We start from the raw sequence: 17334 nt of genomic DNA on the forward strand, positions 1-17334 counted from the left end.
GGATACACCCGTTCCCATGCCGAACACGGAAGTTAAGCTTCGTCGCGCCAAGAGTAGTTGGGGGATCGCTCCCTGCGAGGGTAGGTCGTCGCCATGCGACTGAAACGTCAATCTGATGATTGGCGTTTTTTTGTGTCTTGAAAGGCGCTTCATTAAGGCATGGCGCCTTTCAGCAAGAAATGGTAACTAGGCGTTGATTAGGCCTTGAAGCCAGTGAAAAAGTCCGTTATACTAAAGGATGTGCTATTTGCCGGATTAGCTCAGTTGGTAGAGCATCGGTATCGTAAACCGAGGGTCAGGTGTTCAAGTCACCTATCCGGCATAAATTCGAATGAATATCAAAAAAACCGTCACATTTTGTGACGGTTTTTTTGATGACTAAATCTGAAAATACGTGTTTATGTGATGTCGGCATCTTAGATAATGGTTTGTCAGCGTCATAAAGCAAAAAATGGGTTCTATCATATCTGTTGTTGGTCATGTCACAAGACATGATCGACAACAGATTTTTCTTTCTGTAATCTATGTATGTTGACACGAAAAAAGGATATCGTGCTTAACTTATATTCGTGAGCATCCTGACTACATTGAAAACACCTTGAGGCACAAAGATTACTCCAATGGTCCTTTGGAAGGAACGAATAATCGAATCCAAGTCCTTAAAAGATCTGACTATGGCTACACGAGATTTAAGAATTTCCGTTTGCGCGTCCTTGTTATGTTAAGGACAAAAACAAAACACCCAATCATCAAATAATGATTGAGTGCATTATGGTCGTTACCAACAACAGTTGACAGAGAATAAAAAAATGTGCAACACGCCGACAACAAGGCTTCTTCGCATTCTGCCACTTAAACATGAGAAAAACACTTGAAGATGGTTAAAAGATTAGAATTATTCGCCTAAAAATGGCGAATAAATTAAAAGAAGGTTTGACTATCGCCATTTATAACCGCTATAATTGTTTTATCGTTCTTGAATTTACACTTTAAGTGCAACACTAATTAAATAAAGAATGGCCCATGGCCAAATTTCTGTAAAATGATGTTTGCGAAAACAATCATGAAAGGAGCAGAACAAATGAATAATCGTCCCCGTAAATGTCTCGGATGGAAAACGCCTTATGAAATATTCTTTAATGTAGTGTTGCACTTAATTTGACAATTCAAGTTTTTTTAAACGGGGAACTACAACTGAATATTTAGAGTATTAAGAATCCCCGAAAAGTCATGGCCTTCGGGCTGCTATTGGGGGATAAATTAGGAGGATTCTTTTGGAAAACAAGAAATACGATACGGCGTTTTTTGGACAACCTCGTGGGTTGGCAACGCTGTTTTTCACAGAAATGTGGGAACGTTTCAGTTATTACGGAATGCGTGCCATTCTGTTGTTCTACATGTACTTTGCCATTGATAAGGGCGGTTTAGGCTTTAGCCAAGCTACCGCAAGTTCCATCATGGCTATCTATGGATCACTTGTTTACTTATCCAGTGTACTTGGTGGATTTCTGAGTGACCGTGTCTTTGGACCACGTCGCACAGTGTTCATGGGTGGTGTCCTGATTATGTTTGGACACATTGCGTTGGCCATCCCAGCTGGCGCAACGGCTTTATTCGCATCCATTGCGTTGATTGTTGTTGGTACTGGTTTGTTAAAGCCAAACGTATCAGAAATGGTCGGTGCTTTATACACGACTGAAGATCGTCGTCGTGATGCTGGATTTAACATTTTCGTCTTCGGGATCAACATGGGGAGTTTATTCTCACCATATATTGTTGGGACCTTAGGTGAAAAGGTTAACTTCCATCTGGGTTTCTCCTTGGCTGCTATTGGGATGTTCTTTGGACTGATGCAGTACTGGATCGATGGTCGTAAGTACCTAAGTAAAGATGGTTTGTATCCATCAGATCCAATCGAACGTGATGACATCAAGCCATTGGCTGTTCGTTGGGGACTCGGCGTCGTTGCATTGATTCTAGTGCTTGTTTTAATGAAGTTAATGGACGCATTGAACCTTAAGAATGTCATTTTGTTGATTAGTATTATTGCCGTTGCAACGCCGGTGGTTTACTTCATTATCATGTTGTCGAGTCGCAAGGTGACGAAGAACGAACGTCGCCACGTGGTTGCGTACATTCCGCTGTTCATTGCTGCAATGTTATTCTGGGCTATTGAAGAACAAGGCTCTGTTGTCTTGGCACTGTTTGCACAACAACGGACTAACTTGCAGATTGGTGGTTGGACAATGCCAGCTGCGTACTTCCAGTCACTTAACCCTGCATTTATTATGCTATATACACCATTCTTTGCCATTTTATGGACAAAGTTGGGCAAACGTCAGCCTAGCACGACGACTAAGTTTGCATATGGACTGGTAATTGCTGGTATTTCATACCTGTTCATGGCTCTACCTGGCTGGCTTGAAGGTACTTCTGGCCGTGTTTCAATCCTGTGGTTGATCGGAAGCTGGGCGATTGTTGAAATCGCTGAACTGTTGATTTCACCAATCGGACTGTCTGTTACAACTCGGTTAGCACCAAATGCCTTCCGTTCACAGATGATGAGTATGTGGTTCTTGGCTGATGCTGCTGGTCAAGCTGTCAACGCACAAATCGTTCGTTTCTACACGAGTGATACAGAAGTTTCCTACTTCTTGATTGTTGGGGCTGTCAGTGTTGTTTTGGGGGTTGTACTGTTTGCCTTCCGTAAGCCAATCTTTGGCCTTATGAAGGACGTCGAGATTGCCCAGGACTAAGAGTCTAAAACGTAATCATAAATAAGTTTGTGCTAAAATGTGCTCAACAGCTGTTGAGCACATTTTTTTTAGAAGGTGAAGATAAACGATGGTACGTGTGGCCCTGACCAGTGATAATCACTTCGACGTTAATCAACTGGATAGTAATGAACTGTTGAAACATCAGGCTCAAGTATTAGCCGACTTAAAGGTAAACTATTACATTATTGCAGGCGATACCTTTAATGACTTTACGAAGACCGTGCACTATGTTGATGCGTTACAGCATGAACTTGGCAGTCAAACGGAAGTTTACTTTTTGGCTGGCAATCACGATATGGCTGCCGGGGTAACGTATGCAGAGCTTGAAACCAGGATTAACGCACATTATCTGCACAATCAGTTTGTGGATATTCCGGGGACTGATTGGCGGATTGTCGGCAATAACGGGTGGTATGACTATACCTTTGCCAGCCAGTTGTTTAACGAACGCTCTGTCGCCGACTTTGCTCAATGGAAACGCGCTTATTGGTTTGATGGTGTCATCAAGCAACCAATGACGGATCCGGAAAGAGAAGATGTGGTCTTACAGCAGACTACCAACCAACTTTTGGATGCTACAGTAGCTAACAAACGTGTTTTGTACGTCACGCATTTCGTGCCACGAGCTGAATATACGCGGATTACGGATGACAATCGTTTTTGGAACATGGCAAACGCAATGTATGGTAGTCGTCGTCTTGGCGATGTCTTGACCAAAGGACACGTTGTTTATGCGCAGTTTGGTCATCTGCACATTAAACCTGAGCCGCGAACCTTTGACCATGTGACCTACTTTAATCAGTCTGTCGGCTACAACACGCACCGTTTGCAAGAATGGCGTCATGCTGATTTTATGAGTGAATGGCAAACGCGACTAAGAATTTTGAACTTACAATAATTCCTGATTACGCTTGAATTCAATGGAAATTTTCGTTAGAATAAAAAAGTTGTCAGGAACGGCGGAATAGCGAAGTGGCTAAACGCAGCGGTCTGTAAAACCGCCCCGAAAGGTTCGTTGGTTCGAATCCAACTTCCGCCATTTATTGGGATATAGCCAAGTGGTAAGGCAACGGACTTTGACTCCGTCATGCGCTGGTTCGAATCCAGCTATCCCAATTATAAAAATTAAGGAAGCAGGTATTACCGTTAAAGGTGATGCCTGCTTCTTTACGTTGTAGGGATAACTATGGTATTCTTATATGCGAACATACGTTTGAAAAAAGGATAAATTATGACAGAACAAACATCACTTTTTGATCAAAATGACGCAAATCAACCATTAGCAAGCAGGATGCGTCCTCAAACGCTGGCAGAGTTTGTTGGGCAACAACAGTTACTTGGACATGGCAAAGTGTTGCGTCAACTTATTGATGACGACGCCGTTTCTTCGCTGATTTTTTGGGGACCACCGGGTGTTGGAAAAACAACTTTGGCAAGGATTATTGCGAATAAAACGCAGGCTCGCTTTATAAACTTCAGTGCGGTCACAAGTGGCATCAAAGAAATCCGTCAGGTTATGGAAGAAGCGGAAGGAAACCGACAAATTGGCGAACGCACAATTGTGTTTGTAGATGAAATTCATCGGTTTAACAAGGCACAACAAGATGCTTTCTTGCCATTTGTTGAAAAGGGAAGCATCACCCTGATTGGTGCGACAACAGAAAATCCATCATTTGAAATCAATTCGGCGCTGTTGTCCAGGACCAAGGTTTTTGTGCTCCAGCCTCTAACGCACGACGATTTAATTCAATTGCTAAATCAGGCGCTTCACGACGATCGTGGCTTTGGCAAACAAAACATTCATATTAGTGATCAAACGATTGCGGCGATTGCGGACTTTGCCAACGGGGATGCCCGGGTAGCCCTAAACACGCTAGAAATGGCTGTGTTGAATGGGCAGCAAGTGGGTGAAGTAACAACGGTCGATCAAGACGATGTCGCTCAATTAGTATCGCGAAAATCCCTAATGTATGACAAAAAGGGTGAAGAACACTACAACATTATTTCCGCATTGCATAAATCAATGCGGAACTCGGATGCGGATGCCGCACTTTACTGGTTGTCACGCATGTTGGAGGGTGGTGAAGATCCACTGTACGTGGCCCGTCGCCTCATTCGATTTGCTAGTGAAGACATTGGACTAGCTGATTCACGGGCCTTGGAAATTGCGGTGGCCGCTTATCAAGCGTCTCATTTAATCGGGATGCCAGAGTGTACCGTTAATTTGGCTCAGGCGGTGGTTTATTTGTCGATGGCACCGAAGTCTAATGCGATTTATACGGCTTATTCAGCTGCTAAACACGATGCTTTGCATTCTATGGCTGAACCAGTTCCTCTACAGATCCGCAATGAGCCAACCAAGTTAATGGCTGACTTACATTATGGTGAGGGCTATCAGTATGCTCACGATACGAAGGATAAGCTGACAACATTACAGACGATGCCAGACAACTTGGTTGGCCACGTTTATTATCAGCCCACCACCCAAGGTTCTGAAAAGAAGTTTGCTGAGCGTTTGGCCCAGATTCGGGAGTGGCATGCCGAACACGATGATCATCAAAATGATTAGCCAGATAGTACTAATTGTTCGCAGTTTAAGTAATCTAATATGTTTGGTTAATGACTTAAAAGCACTATAATAACTGCAAGTGTAACCAATAAGAAAATGAGGCGATTATATGGTTCAACCAGTAGCGGTCACAGATTTGTATAAGTTAGTTTCACTTGCACAACCCGTTGCGACACCAGATGCAGTCTTTTTCTTGCAAACGCAGATGCGTGAACAGGAAGACGATTATGCAACATCTATCCAACGGTTTGATTTACATACGCACGCAACGACAACGTGGGGAACATTGTCTGGCAAGGATAACGCGCTAGCAATCAGTGATGATCAGCGCGTACTGACGTTTACCAGCGAAGATGCGAATCATCAGCGACAGGTTTTTGCACAATCATTAACTGGTGGCTCGCCAGTTCAAATAACGTTTGATGAGTTTGGTGTCAGTGCTTATAAATGGGATGCCAAACATCAAGTCGTATATTATCAAAGCGCACCTAAGAAAGATGGCAAGCGGCCAGTTAAAACAGATCCTAAACGACCACAAACAATCAGTTATACTAAAACAATTTATAAAGATAATGATCTCGGCTATTTTGCTGAGGACGAACGCTATGTCATCAAGAAGCAAATCATTGGTCATAAAACAGCTACAGAGATCTTTGAAAATCCGGAAAAGTTTTCCATGGGTCCACTATCTCACGATGGTAGGTTGTTGACCTATTCAACAGCTGGAAAGCCAGAAGATGACAATGATTTTAGCGAACTGACATATGCGTTAGATACTGAAACTGGTGTAAAAATCGTTTTGACTGGCAGTTTGCTGGCGGCTTCGCTTAGTCCAGTTGGATTCAATGAGAGTGACACTGATTTATTGCTTTGGGGCACAACGAATGAGATTCCTAATATCTCTGCTTCACATTTATACGATTATCATTTCAAAGATCAACAGCTAACTGATCTAACACCGGATAAAGATGTTGTGGTCGGCGACATGATTATGAATGCTGATTTCCAACAAAACCTTAGTGGTCGTGTAGCAGCGTTTGTTAGTGATCAACAATATGTTTATACTCAGTTATTACATGGGACGTTACGGCTCATGATGGCCACGTTGGGTGATTCACTCAGTGATCATCAAGAACTCGTATCAGGGTCGCGGCATGTCACTGATTTTACAATTTCTGCAGACCATGGTGAAGTTTTCTTCACTCAGTCTGCTTGGACGACGGTTGCTAAACTTTCAGCGATTGCATTGAAGGATGGCAAGGAACGAGACTTGACTGATCCTAATCATCATTATGAAACGACGCACCAATTAGTAGAGCCACTTCGGTTTACATTTACCAGCGATGACGATGTGCAAGTACCAGGCTGGTATTTGCCGCCAATTGATGCGCAGGCAAAAACAAATTATCCAGTGATTCTCTATATTCACGGTGGCCCCGGTGCTAATTATGGGGAAACCTTCTTTCATGAATTACAATTTCATGCCAGTGAAGGCTATGGTGTGATTGCCATTAATCCACGTGGTTCGACCAGCTATGGACAGGAATTCCAGCTTGGCGTCATTGGTCATTATGGCGAGGGCGATTATGCTGACTTAATGAATGGCTTAGATCACGTATTAGAACTTGATCCTAAAATTGATCAAAATCGATTGTATGTTACTGGTGGTTCATACGGTGGTTTTATGACCAACTGGATTGAGGGTCACACGAATCGTTTTAAAGCTGCGGTAACAGCGCGTTCCATTGCTGATTGGATTAGTATGTATGGGACGAGTGATATCGGATATTATTTCCTGCCGTGGGAACTCACCGGTGAGCGAACGGTGAAAGCTACTGATTTAACGCCACTGTGGAATGCATCGCCACTGAAGTACGTGGCCAATGTGTCGACACCTACGTTAATTCTTCACAGCGAACAGGATTTTCGTTGTCCAATTGGTCAAGGCGAAGAGTGGTACACATCGTTAAAACTAAATGGTGTTGAAACGAAGATGGTTCGTTTTCCTGGCGAAAACCACGATCTGTCGCGAATAGGTAAGCCACGTTTTCGAATTGAACGCATGCAACGAATTCACGATTGGTTTGCTACTCATCAATAAACTAGGAGGATAACTATGGCCCAGCTATATCATGATGTCGTTGATACCAGTGTTGGTCAGTTACAGTTATTAGTTTCCGACAAAGGCTTAGTTTTTGTTGGTTCACCCAATGCTCCGTTAAGCGAGGCAAAGAGCTATTTAAACAATGTGGATGCAGTTGATCAGGCAATCACTGATGGCCAAAAAACGTTGAAGTATCGGCAGCAAATTAGCGATTACTTTGAGGGTAAGCGCCATGATTTTGATTTGCCGATTGACCATTTTGGCACCGGTACACGTCTTCAACAAGCCGTTTGGGATGCATTGGTACTAATTCCTTATGGGATGACCTGTGATTATACGACCATTGCTGCTAATATCGGTCAGCCGTCAGCGATTCGCGCAGTTGCGACGGCAATTGCAAAAAATCCGGTACTGATTGTAACACCATGCCATCGGGTTTTACGTAAGGACGGCGGATTGGGTGGTTATCGCGGTGGTCTAACGATGAAACGGCAGATATTAGCACTTGAACGTACTGCATAGTTTAAGGCGTGCAGCGTTAATCTTATTTTTTGAACAAAATTATTTAAGAAACGAAAACTATTACTACACAGTGACATTTGAATCTATTCAAATCGTTGTGTAATAGGATCTCCGTTGTTAGTTACAAAGAACGCAGTCGTTAGATTGGAAGGCCAATTTTGACTACGTTCTTTTTGACCACTCGTTTAGATGGAAAATTATTTTTTAGTGACTCGTAGTTGCATTATTGGTCTATATCAGTTACATTCTAATCAGATATGACATTATCTGCATTTTTTGTGACAGTGGTTATAAAGATGCGGTATGTTAAAAACAGATGCGGGGAGAGACGGTTCATGCAACTCGGATTTATTGGTGTTGGCGGTATGGCTCAAGCGATTATCAAAGGATTGATTGCCGCAGATGCAGTGGCACCTTCAGATATCATTGTGCACAGCGCTCATAAGGCGCACTATCAGGCATTTGCATCATCAACAGGTGTGCGGATGGCAGATAGTAATGCGGCGGTCGTTCAAGATAGTGATTTTGTTGTGTTAGCGGTAACGCCGAATATTGAACCTGAGGTTTTAAAAGAGACACGTGACGAGTTAAACCAGGGACCTAAAGTATTAATTTCGATTGTTGCAGGTCTATCTTTACAAACAATGGAAGAACTGGCGGGATACGATATGCCAATTCTGCGGACGTTGCCAAATGTTAATGTGGCCATTGATGCCGGGATGACAGCTTTAGCTGTTAATGAAAATTTAACGGGCGCCAAGTTAGCAGATGCTAAGGGGTTGTTTGATGCAATTGGTAGCACCACTGTGTTACCAGAAGCAGATTTCAGTACCTTCTCTGCCTTAGCCGGTAGTTCGCCAGCCTATATCTATTTCTTTATTGACGCACTCTCCCGTGCCGGCGTTAAGCATGGTCTTAATAAAAAAGAGGCGACGCGGATTGCTGCAGCCGTAACTGAAGGTTCAGCTAAAATGGTGCTTCAATCTGACACAATTCCGTTTGATTTAATTGATCAAGTTTCTTCTCCAGGTGGTTCAACTGTTGCTGGGTTGCTAGCAATGGAAGAAGCTGGGTTCATGACTGCCGTAGTAAAAGGGATTGATGCCACAATTAAGCGTGATCAAGAATAAACGCGTTGAAAAAGTGGTCTATACCAGCTATACTAGAAAGCGTAACCAAATGAGCTTTTTCAATGGAGCGTGTTAACTACCCCAGTGTTTAAGGCGTAGCGGCACATTTATGAGGAGGAAGATTCAATGAGTACGGTTTTGAAACATGCGATCATCTACACGGGTGAAGAAAAGATTGATGATGGTTATTTGCGGTTTGGCAAAACTATCGAAGCAGTCGGCCCAATGAGCGATTATGTCGCTGAACCAGACGACGATGTAGAATTTGTGACGGGTAAAGTGATTGTACCCGGATTTATCGATGTTCACAGTCATGGTGGCTACAGTTTTGATTCGATGGACGGCGATCCTGACCAAATCAACGAGATGGTCAATGATATGGTTCACGAAGGAATCACGACACTGTTTCCAACTACGATGACGCAGTCTACCGAACATTTAAATCACGCAATGGAAGGTATTGCCAAGGCTGCTGAGGAAAACCCAGTTATTCAAGGAATCCATCTTGAAGGACCATTTATTTCCGCAACTTATAAGGGTGCTCAACCTGAAAAGTATATTTCAGATCCTAACATTGACTTGCTCGATAATTGGAACAAGCTATCAGGGAACCGTGTTCGTTTGATTACATACGCACCGGAAGATCCTGGTTCGCGTGAATTCGAAAAATACTGTCTGAGTCATAACATTGTGCCATCAGTTGGTCACAGTAATGCTACCCGTGAGCAAATGCTCGCTTCCAAGGCAACACACGTTACGCATTTGTACAACGCACAACGTGAATTTAAGCACCGTGAACCTGGTGTTACTGGCCATGCGATGTTGGAAGACAACATGTACTGTGAATTGATCTGTGATGGATTCCACATTGTGCCAGACATGATCAAGTTGGCTTATGAACAAAAAGGTGCTGAACGCATTGATCTAGTCACTGATTCAATGCGCGCCAAAGGGATGCCTGAAGGGATCAGTGAACTTGGTGGTCAAAAGGTTATTGTTAAGGACAAACAGGCACGACTGGAATCCGGTAATTTGGCTGGATCGGTGCTGCGTTATGACGACGCATTCCGCAACATTCAATACTTTACAGGGTGCGGTATTGAAGAAGCTGTTCAAATGTCCTCTGTTAACCAAGCTACCGAATTTGGTTTAACCAGCAAGGGTGGTTTACAGGCTGGTAAAGACGCTGATTTTAACATTATGGATCGTAATCAAAACTTGGAACGGACATACAGTTATGGTCGTCGCTTTGATGACTAATTAGGTTTCAATTAACTGAGTTCCAACCAGGCTTACTAAAACTAAGGGATGAAAAAATGGCCTCACCAATTTACATTCAAATTCATAATCGTTTACGGAAAGCCGTGGAAGATGGTCAGTGGCAAGTTGGGGATAAGATTCCCTCAGAACGTGAACTTGCCATTCAGTTTGGCGTGAGTCGAATGACCTTACGACAAGCTGTTCAGACGTTAGTTGAAGAAGGCCTGTTAGAACGACGTGTTGGCGCAGGCACATATGTGGCTAATCGCAAGGTGCAAGAGCGTGTTTCTGGTGTGACCAGTTTCACCGAGTTAATGGAACAGGCTGGTAAGGTGCCATCTTCACGGACAGTCTCCTATCACATCACAACACCATCGCTTTCAGAAAGTGAAAAATTACAACTGGCACCTAATGAACAGATTTTGCGAATGGAACGAATTCGTTTCGGCAATGATGAACCTATCTGTTTTGAAGTGGCCACTGTGCCTGAACGATTGATTCGACGCTTTAGCAAGGAAGATGTTACTAATTCACTGTACCGCGTGCTGGAAGACGAGGCCGGCCTTAAAGTTGGTCACGCTCAGCAAACGGTGTCGGCGATGACAGCCAGTGAACGGGTAGCTGAATATTTGAATGTTAAACGTAGTGATCCATTACTGCGTTTGCGTCAGGTGTCATTCCTTGATGATGGTACGCCGTTTGAATACGTGCGGACCCAGTATGTCGGTAACCGATTCGAGTTCTACCTGGAACGTTAGTTGAGTAATAAAACAATGATTAAACGTGTGTCTGTGCGATTGTTTTCCATAATTATGATAAGCAAAGTAGTTCTTTTGTCTGTTGAAATTGTGGGGAATAGTCATGTGGGCACACGTTTTTTGATGCAATGAAGGCATTTAACAAAGAAATTCACAAGATATGGTAAAATATGAGAGTTAAGAAAAATTCGTCTAAACAGAAAGGGAATGATTGCGATGGTTACGCGTTATCCAGATGACAGCCTGACGCTTCATACAGATGCATACGAAGTTAATATGGTCCAAACCTACTTTGAGGATGGAGTTGCTGATCGGCACGCCGTGTTCGAATTATATTTTCGTGACCTACCATTTCACAATGGTTATGCTGTATTTGCAGGCCTAGAGCGGGTTGTCGATTACATTAATCAACTGCAGTTCACTGATTCTGACTTAGAGTATTTAGCGTCCACAAAACAATATTCGGAGAAGTTTTTAAACTATCTGCGGAATTTTAAGTTCACAGGAACGATTCGTGCTGCAAAAGAAGGCGACCTGGTTTTTAATAACGAACCACTGGTCCAAGTAGAAGGGACGTTGGCAGATTGTCAACTCGTTGAAACGGCTTTGTTGAACATCGTTAACTATCAGACTTTGATTGCTACAAAAGCTGCCCGCATTCGTTCAGTGGCTGGCAACGATGGTATCTTGGAGTTTGGTACGCGACGGGCGCAAGAAATGGACGCCGCCATTTGGGGTACGCGTGCTGCTTATATCGGTGGATTTGACGCTACTAGTAACATGCGCGCTGGTAAAATTTTTGGAATTCCAATAAGTGGCACCCATGCCCACAGCTTGGTACAAACGTACCGTAACGATTATGACGCTTTCATGGCTTACGCTCGTTCCCACAAAGACTGTGTCTTTCTTGTGGACACATATGACACACTACGTTCAGGCGTGCCAAACGCTATTCGCGTGGCCAAAGAGATGGGCGATAAGATTAACTTTTTAGGCGTTCGTATTGATTCTGGGGACATGGCATATATTTCAAAACGTGTGCGTGAACAACTTGATGAAGCCGGATTTCCGAATGCTAAAATTTATGCGTCGAATGACTTGGACGAAAAGACGATTACCAACCTTAAGATGCAGGGCGCTAAGATTGACGTTTGGGGCGTGGGTACAAAACTGATTACTGCGTTTGACCAGCCTGCACTCGGTGCTGTGTACAAACTGGTGTCCGTTGAAAATGAACGGGGCACAATGGTTGATACAATCAAGTTGTCGAGTAACGCTGAAAAAGTATCGATGCCGGGTAAAAAGCAGGTTTGGCGGATCACCAAGAAGGCAGATGGTAAATCTGAAGGTGATTATGTTGCGTTATCTGACGAGCGGCCAGACGAAGCGTCACGGTTGCATATGTTCCACCCAAGCTATACGTACATCAATAAGGATGTGACGGACTTTGACGCGCGTCCCGTACTGGTGACGATTTTTGAAAACGGCAAGCAAGTTTATGAGTTGCCTGAGTTACAAACGATTAAACAGTTTGCTGCAGACCAGCTAGCTTCTTTGTGGGATGAATACAAACGGGATCTGAATCCACAAATTTATCCTGTTGATTTATCGCAAAAACTGTGGGATCACAAACAAAATATTATTAAGCAAGTTCACAGTTATGTCAGTGAATTAAAGTTTGACGGACAGTCCTAGGCTATCCATCTAATTCAGTAGTAATTAAGTTATGGAGGCCTTCGGACATGAGAGAAAAACAGGCAGAAATTATTAAGGCACTCGGTGTTAGCGCTGACTTTGATGCGGAACAGGAAATTCGGAAAAGTGTTGAGTTTTTAAAGGACTATTTGAAAAAGAATACGTTCTTAAAGGCACTGGTTCTGGGAATTTCTGGTGGTCAAGATTCCACACTGGCTGGCAAATTATCACAGATGGCGATTGCAGAGATGCGTCAGGAAACAGGCGACGATCAGTATCAATTCATTGCAGTTCGTTTGCCATATGGTGAACAGGCGGATGAAAGTGACGCGATGGATGCCATCACGTTTATGGAAGCCGATAAGGTAATGCGGGTGAATGTTCAGGCGGCAGTTGACGCTGGTGTTGCAGCTGTTGAAGCTAACGGGCTTACGGTGTCTGACTTTAACAAAGGAAATATCAAAGCACGTGAGCGCATGGTGGCCCAGTATACGATTGCTGGCGAAGTTCATGGCGCTGTCGTGGGCACGGATCATGCAGCCGAAGCGGTTACTGGATTTTACACAAAGTATGGCGATGGTGGCACGGACATTGATCCTTTGTACCGACTGGACAAACGGCAAGGGAAAGCGATGCTGAAGGTCTTAAACGCACCGGAACATTTATACTTGAAGGTTCCGACTGCTGATCTGGAGGACAACCGTCCAGCATTACCTGATGAAGTGGCCCTTGGCGTCACATATGATGACATTGATAATTATCTGGAAGGCAAAACGATTAAGGATGTCGACGCTGAAAAGATTGAGAATTGGTACAACAAGACGATGCACAAACGTCATATGCCGATTACGATTTTTGATAACTTTTGGCGTTAGATCAAACTTATTACTTGTGTTTAACTAATCATTTCGATATACTCTTGCTTAAGATAAATGAGGGAGTAACTAATGGTGTCATCGCGCACAGATATTGTGTTGTGCCACCGTGACAACGCCACCAACAAGATTCGTTCTGGTTTTGTCTTAAATAGTGAGACTCATGGTCTGCACATTTAGTGTGCGTCCATGGGTCTTTTTTCGTCCCATGAGCGATGTACACAGCCGATAATTTAAAGGAGAGATGTTAAGTGAAACAAAGTAAATTACCGCAAGCAGCGCAATGGACCGTTGATGAATCCCTTCAGCAAATGAAATCAAGTAGAGATGGGTTGACTGACCAAATGGTGTCGACGAGACGCGATGAGCACGGTCCGAACGCGTTAGCGGCCAAGCGGCAAACAACCTTACTGGAAAAGTTTATTGCTCAGTTTAAAGATTTAATGATTGTAGTGCTGATTGTGGCCGCCATCATTGCTGCAATGACCGGTGAAGCGCTGGATGCCATCATCATCTTACTGGTAGTAGTGCTTAACGCCGTGTTTGGCGTTTTCCAAGAGGCGAAGGCGGAGCAGGCGATTAATGCACTTCAAGAAATGTCGGCGCCAAATGCACACGTCCGTCGTAATGGCGAAACAGTGACGGTAAAGAGTGACGAATTAGTGCCTGGTGATATTGTGCTTCTGGAAGCTGGTGATATCGTGCCAGCGGATATGCGCTTATTGGAAAGTGCCTCGCTTAAAATTGAGGAGTCTGCGCTTACTGGTGAGTCAGTTCCAGTAACTAAACAACTCGCTCCAGTGACGGCAACAAACGTTGGGTTAGGGGACATGAGCGACTTAGCCTTTATGAATAGTAACGTGACCTATGGCCGTGGTGTTGGGGTCGTTACAGCTACGGGGATGCAAACGCAGGTTGGCCGCATCGCTGGTATGCTTGACAACACTAAGGAACGCAAAACACCATTGCAGGAAAATCTGGCCCATTTAGGTAAAGTGTTAACGGCACTGATACTGGTGGTTGCGGTAATCGTCTTTGCAGTCGGCATGATTCGTGGTAATGAGACATTGATTAACATGCTGTTAACGGCTATTTCATTGGCGGTAGCGGCCATTCCAGAAGGCCTGCCTGCTATTGTGACCATCACACTAGCTCTGGGAACGACGCGCATGGCCAAACTGAATGCTCTGGTTCGTCGTTTGCCTGCCGTTGAAACATTGGGGAGTACGGATATTATCGCTTCAGATAAGACCGGGACATTGACTCAAAACAAGATGACGGTTGAAAAACTAGTGGTTGATGGCGAAGTTCGTGAGGCTAAAGATGGGGTTGGTGCAACGGCTGATAGTGATGAGGGAATCTTAGCAACCCTGTTGATGTTGAATAATGATACCAAACTGACGGCCGATGGCTTAGTTGGAGATCCAACGGAAACAGCTTTGATTCAGTACAACATGGATCATGATGTAACTGCCGACAAATTTCTAGCTGCACACCCACGACAGGCCGAAATTCCGTTTGATTCAGAACGTAAATTGATGACGACCGTCAATAAAATGGATGACACTGGCGCATTGTGGATTACCGTTAAAGGGGCGCCGGATGAATTGCTAAAACGGGTCACACAGATTCAGCGCAATGGTCAGGTTGTGCCATTGACTGATGAGCTTCGGGAACAGTTGTTGACGATCAATCATCAGCTGGCCGTACAGGCGTTGCGAGTATTGGCGTTTGCTTACCGTCCAGTTGAAACAGTGCCGGCAACCATGACTTCTGACAAGGTCGAGCAAGATCTCATCTTCGCTGGATTTGTTGGAATGATCGATCCGGAGCGGCCGGAAGTGGCTGGCGCGGTTGCCGAAGCTAAAAGTGCGGGGATTCGACCACTGATGATTACTGGTGACCACGCGGATACAGCTAAGGCCATTGCCGTTCGACTCGGCATTATTAAGGCTGAGGATGACGCCGGCGTCATCACTGGTGCTCAACTAGACGAATTGAGTGATGCCGATTTTGAAAAAAGGGTATCGCAATATTCCGTTTACGCGCGGGTGGCGCCGGAGCATAAAGTTCGAATCGTGAATGCCTGGCAGAAGCGTGGCAAAGTTGTCGCTATGACCGGTGACGGTGTGAACGATGCCCCAGCGCTGAAAACTGCTGATATCGGTGTCGGTATGGGGATTACTGGGACAGAAGTGTCTAAGGGCGCATCCGATATGGTTCTTGCTGATGACAACTTCTCGACGATTGTGGTGGCGGTTCGTGAAGGCCGTAAAGTATTTGCTAACATCCAAAAGGCCATTCAATACTTGCTATCTGCAAACTTAGGTGAAGTGTTAACCCTTTTTGTAATGACCATGATGGGGTGGCAGATCTTGGCACCCGTGCATATTTTATGGATCAATTTGGTGACTGACACATTCCCGGCGATTGCGTTAGGTCTGGAACCAGCTGAAAAGAATAGCATGAAGCAGAAGCCACGTGGTCGAACATCAAACTTCTTGTCAGGCGGGGTGTTTGGCAACATTATCTATCAGGGACTGTTAGAAGGTGGGCTGACACTTTTGGTTTACTGGCTAGCTCTGACATTCCCCGTCCATGCAGGTGCAGAACAAATCCATGCGGATGCTTTGACCATGGCGTTTGCAACGCTTGGATTGATTCAGTTGTTCCATGCATTTAATTCAAAATCAATTCATGGAACAATTTTTACAAAGCAACTCTTTAAGAACCGTGCGTTTAACTGGGCCATTCTGGTGGCATTTGTGCTATTGGCTGCGACAATTCTAGTGCCTGGGTTTAATACACTCTTCCACGTCACAACATTGGATTGGTTCCAGTGGTTAATCGTGATTGGTGCAGGTGTGACGATGATTTTAATCGTGGAAGTGGTAAAATTAGTGCAACGTCTAAGAAAGAGTGGTGCCGAAGCTCGGTAATTCCCGAGCAATAACGTAAAGGTGGCGGCATGCAAGCGCAGTTCGCTTGTGGGCAGGCAGCTTTGGGTTATGCACAGGGAATTGAGCGACAGGTGCACGTTTAGAAGAGTGGTGCCGAAGCTCGGTAATTCCCGAGCAATAACGGACAAGGAGATTATTGTGAAAAAGAACTTAATGATGGTGTACGGGCAGACATTGTCCAGAACGATTGCGGATACGGAAGATGTCCAAAAAGATTTGGAACCTTACTACACGAAGTTAAAAACAGCGATGGATGCCGATAAGTTGGCAGACCTTAGTGATGCTGACTTTGCTGATATTCAGTCAGAATTTCAGGATGGTACGGATCGTTATCTGAGCTACAATGATAAATTGAAAAAGTTACAAGCACCAGCGCGTTTCATGGGAAAGCATCAGACACTTAAGCATGCCTATGACACTTATGCTAATGCCTGCCAGACGATGACGGACAGTTTGAATGTCAAGGAGCACACGGTCGACACGAAAAAGTTTGCCCAGGCAGAAACTGACCAAAATGAAGCCATGGATCGAATTATTCGTCTCATTCAGACAATCATGGCAACTAACGCTTAGTGTCGTTACATTTAGATTCTTTTACGTATGTAAAGGTATAGAATGTAGTGCTTAGCGTTAACAGAAAGGAACCGCTCATTCTGAACATCGGGATGAGTGGTTTTTCATTGG

Annotated in this window: 13 protein-coding genes, 3 tRNA genes and 1 rRNA gene; all 17 read left to right on the forward strand. The window is 44.3% G+C overall.

Annotated elements, in window-relative coordinates; all coding sequences use genetic code 11:
- Window positions 1–97: ribosomal RNA gene (gene rrf / locus GB992_RS01925) — 5S ribosomal RNA — on the forward strand; the annotation flags it as partial.
- 152 nt (window positions 98–249) lie between these two features.
- A tRNA-Thr gene (locus GB992_RS01930) sits at window positions 250–322 on the forward strand.
- A gap of 225 nt (window positions 323–547) precedes the next feature.
- A complete protein-coding gene (locus tag GB992_RS11675; RefSeq protein ID WP_186337558.1) occupies window positions 548–757 on the forward strand; it encodes a transposase in 210 nt (69 codons plus the stop codon).
- Between the two features lie 517 nt (window positions 758–1274).
- Entirely contained in the window at window positions 1275–2756 is a 1482-nt protein-coding gene (locus tag GB992_RS01940; RefSeq protein WP_161000994.1) for a peptide MFS transporter, read from the forward strand.
- An 88-nt stretch (window positions 2757–2844) separates the two neighbouring features.
- Complete coding sequence (locus GB992_RS01945) at window positions 2845–3675, forward strand: metallophosphoesterase (protein ID WP_161000995.1); 831 nt, start codon at window positions 2845–2847, stop codon at window positions 3673–3675.
- Window positions 3676–3735: 60 nt separating this feature from the next.
- Window positions 3736–3816: transfer RNA gene (locus tag GB992_RS01950), tRNA-Tyr, on the forward strand.
- 5 nt (window positions 3817–3821) lie between these two features.
- Window positions 3822–3893, forward strand: a tRNA-Gln gene (locus GB992_RS01955).
- 115 nt (window positions 3894–4008) lie between these two features.
- A complete protein-coding gene (locus GB992_RS01960; RefSeq protein WP_161000996.1) occupies window positions 4009–5346 on the forward strand; it encodes a replication-associated recombination protein A in 1338 nt (445 codons plus the stop codon).
- Between the two features lie 109 nt (window positions 5347–5455).
- Window positions 5456–7447 (forward strand): alpha/beta hydrolase family protein, encoded by a 1992-nt coding sequence (locus tag GB992_RS01965; RefSeq protein WP_161000997.1) that lies wholly within the window; start codon window positions 5456–5458, stop codon window positions 7445–7447.
- Between the two features lie 15 nt (window positions 7448–7462).
- Window positions 7463–7972, forward strand: coding sequence for a methylated-DNA--[protein]-cysteine S-methyltransferase (locus GB992_RS01970; protein ID WP_161000998.1), 510 nt, complete (start codon window positions 7463–7465; stop codon window positions 7970–7972).
- A gap of 335 nt (window positions 7973–8307) precedes the next feature.
- The gene (gene proC, locus GB992_RS01975) at window positions 8308–9102 is read left to right on the forward strand and encodes a pyrroline-5-carboxylate reductase (protein WP_161000999.1); all 795 of its coding nucleotides are present in this window, start codon (window positions 8308–8310) and stop codon (window positions 9100–9102) included.
- Between the two features lie 126 nt (window positions 9103–9228).
- A complete protein-coding gene (gene nagA / locus GB992_RS01980; RefSeq protein ID WP_017262590.1) occupies window positions 9229–10362 on the forward strand; it encodes an N-acetylglucosamine-6-phosphate deacetylase in 1134 nt (377 codons plus the stop codon).
- Between the two features lie 56 nt (window positions 10363–10418).
- The gene (locus tag GB992_RS01985; RefSeq protein WP_017262591.1) at window positions 10419–11120 is read left to right on the forward strand and encodes a GntR family transcriptional regulator; all 702 of its coding nucleotides are present in this window, start codon (window positions 10419–10421) and stop codon (window positions 11118–11120) included.
- A gap of 216 nt (window positions 11121–11336) precedes the next feature.
- A complete protein-coding gene (locus GB992_RS01990) occupies window positions 11337–12815 on the forward strand; it encodes a nicotinate phosphoribosyltransferase (protein WP_161001000.1) in 1479 nt (492 codons plus the stop codon).
- A gap of 47 nt (window positions 12816–12862) precedes the next feature.
- Complete coding sequence (gene nadE, locus GB992_RS01995) at window positions 12863–13690, forward strand: NAD(+) synthase (protein ID WP_161001001.1); 828 nt, start codon at window positions 12863–12865, stop codon at window positions 13688–13690.
- Between the two features lie 311 nt (window positions 13691–14001).
- Entirely contained in the window at window positions 14002–16629 is a 2628-nt protein-coding gene (locus GB992_RS02000) for a cation-translocating P-type ATPase (protein WP_162855594.1), read from the forward strand.
- 159 nt (window positions 16630–16788) lie between these two features.
- Window positions 16789–17223 carry a hypothetical protein gene (locus tag GB992_RS02005; RefSeq protein ID WP_161001003.1) on the forward strand — a complete coding sequence of 145 codons (435 nt, stop codon included), beginning with the start codon at window positions 16789–16791 and terminating at the stop codon, window positions 17221–17223.
- The last annotated feature ends 111 nt before the right edge of the window (window positions 17224–17334 follow it).

This window comes from Furfurilactobacillus milii (assembly GCF_009863985.1).
GTDB lineage: Bacteria > Bacillota > Bacilli > Lactobacillales > Lactobacillaceae > Furfurilactobacillus > Furfurilactobacillus milii_A.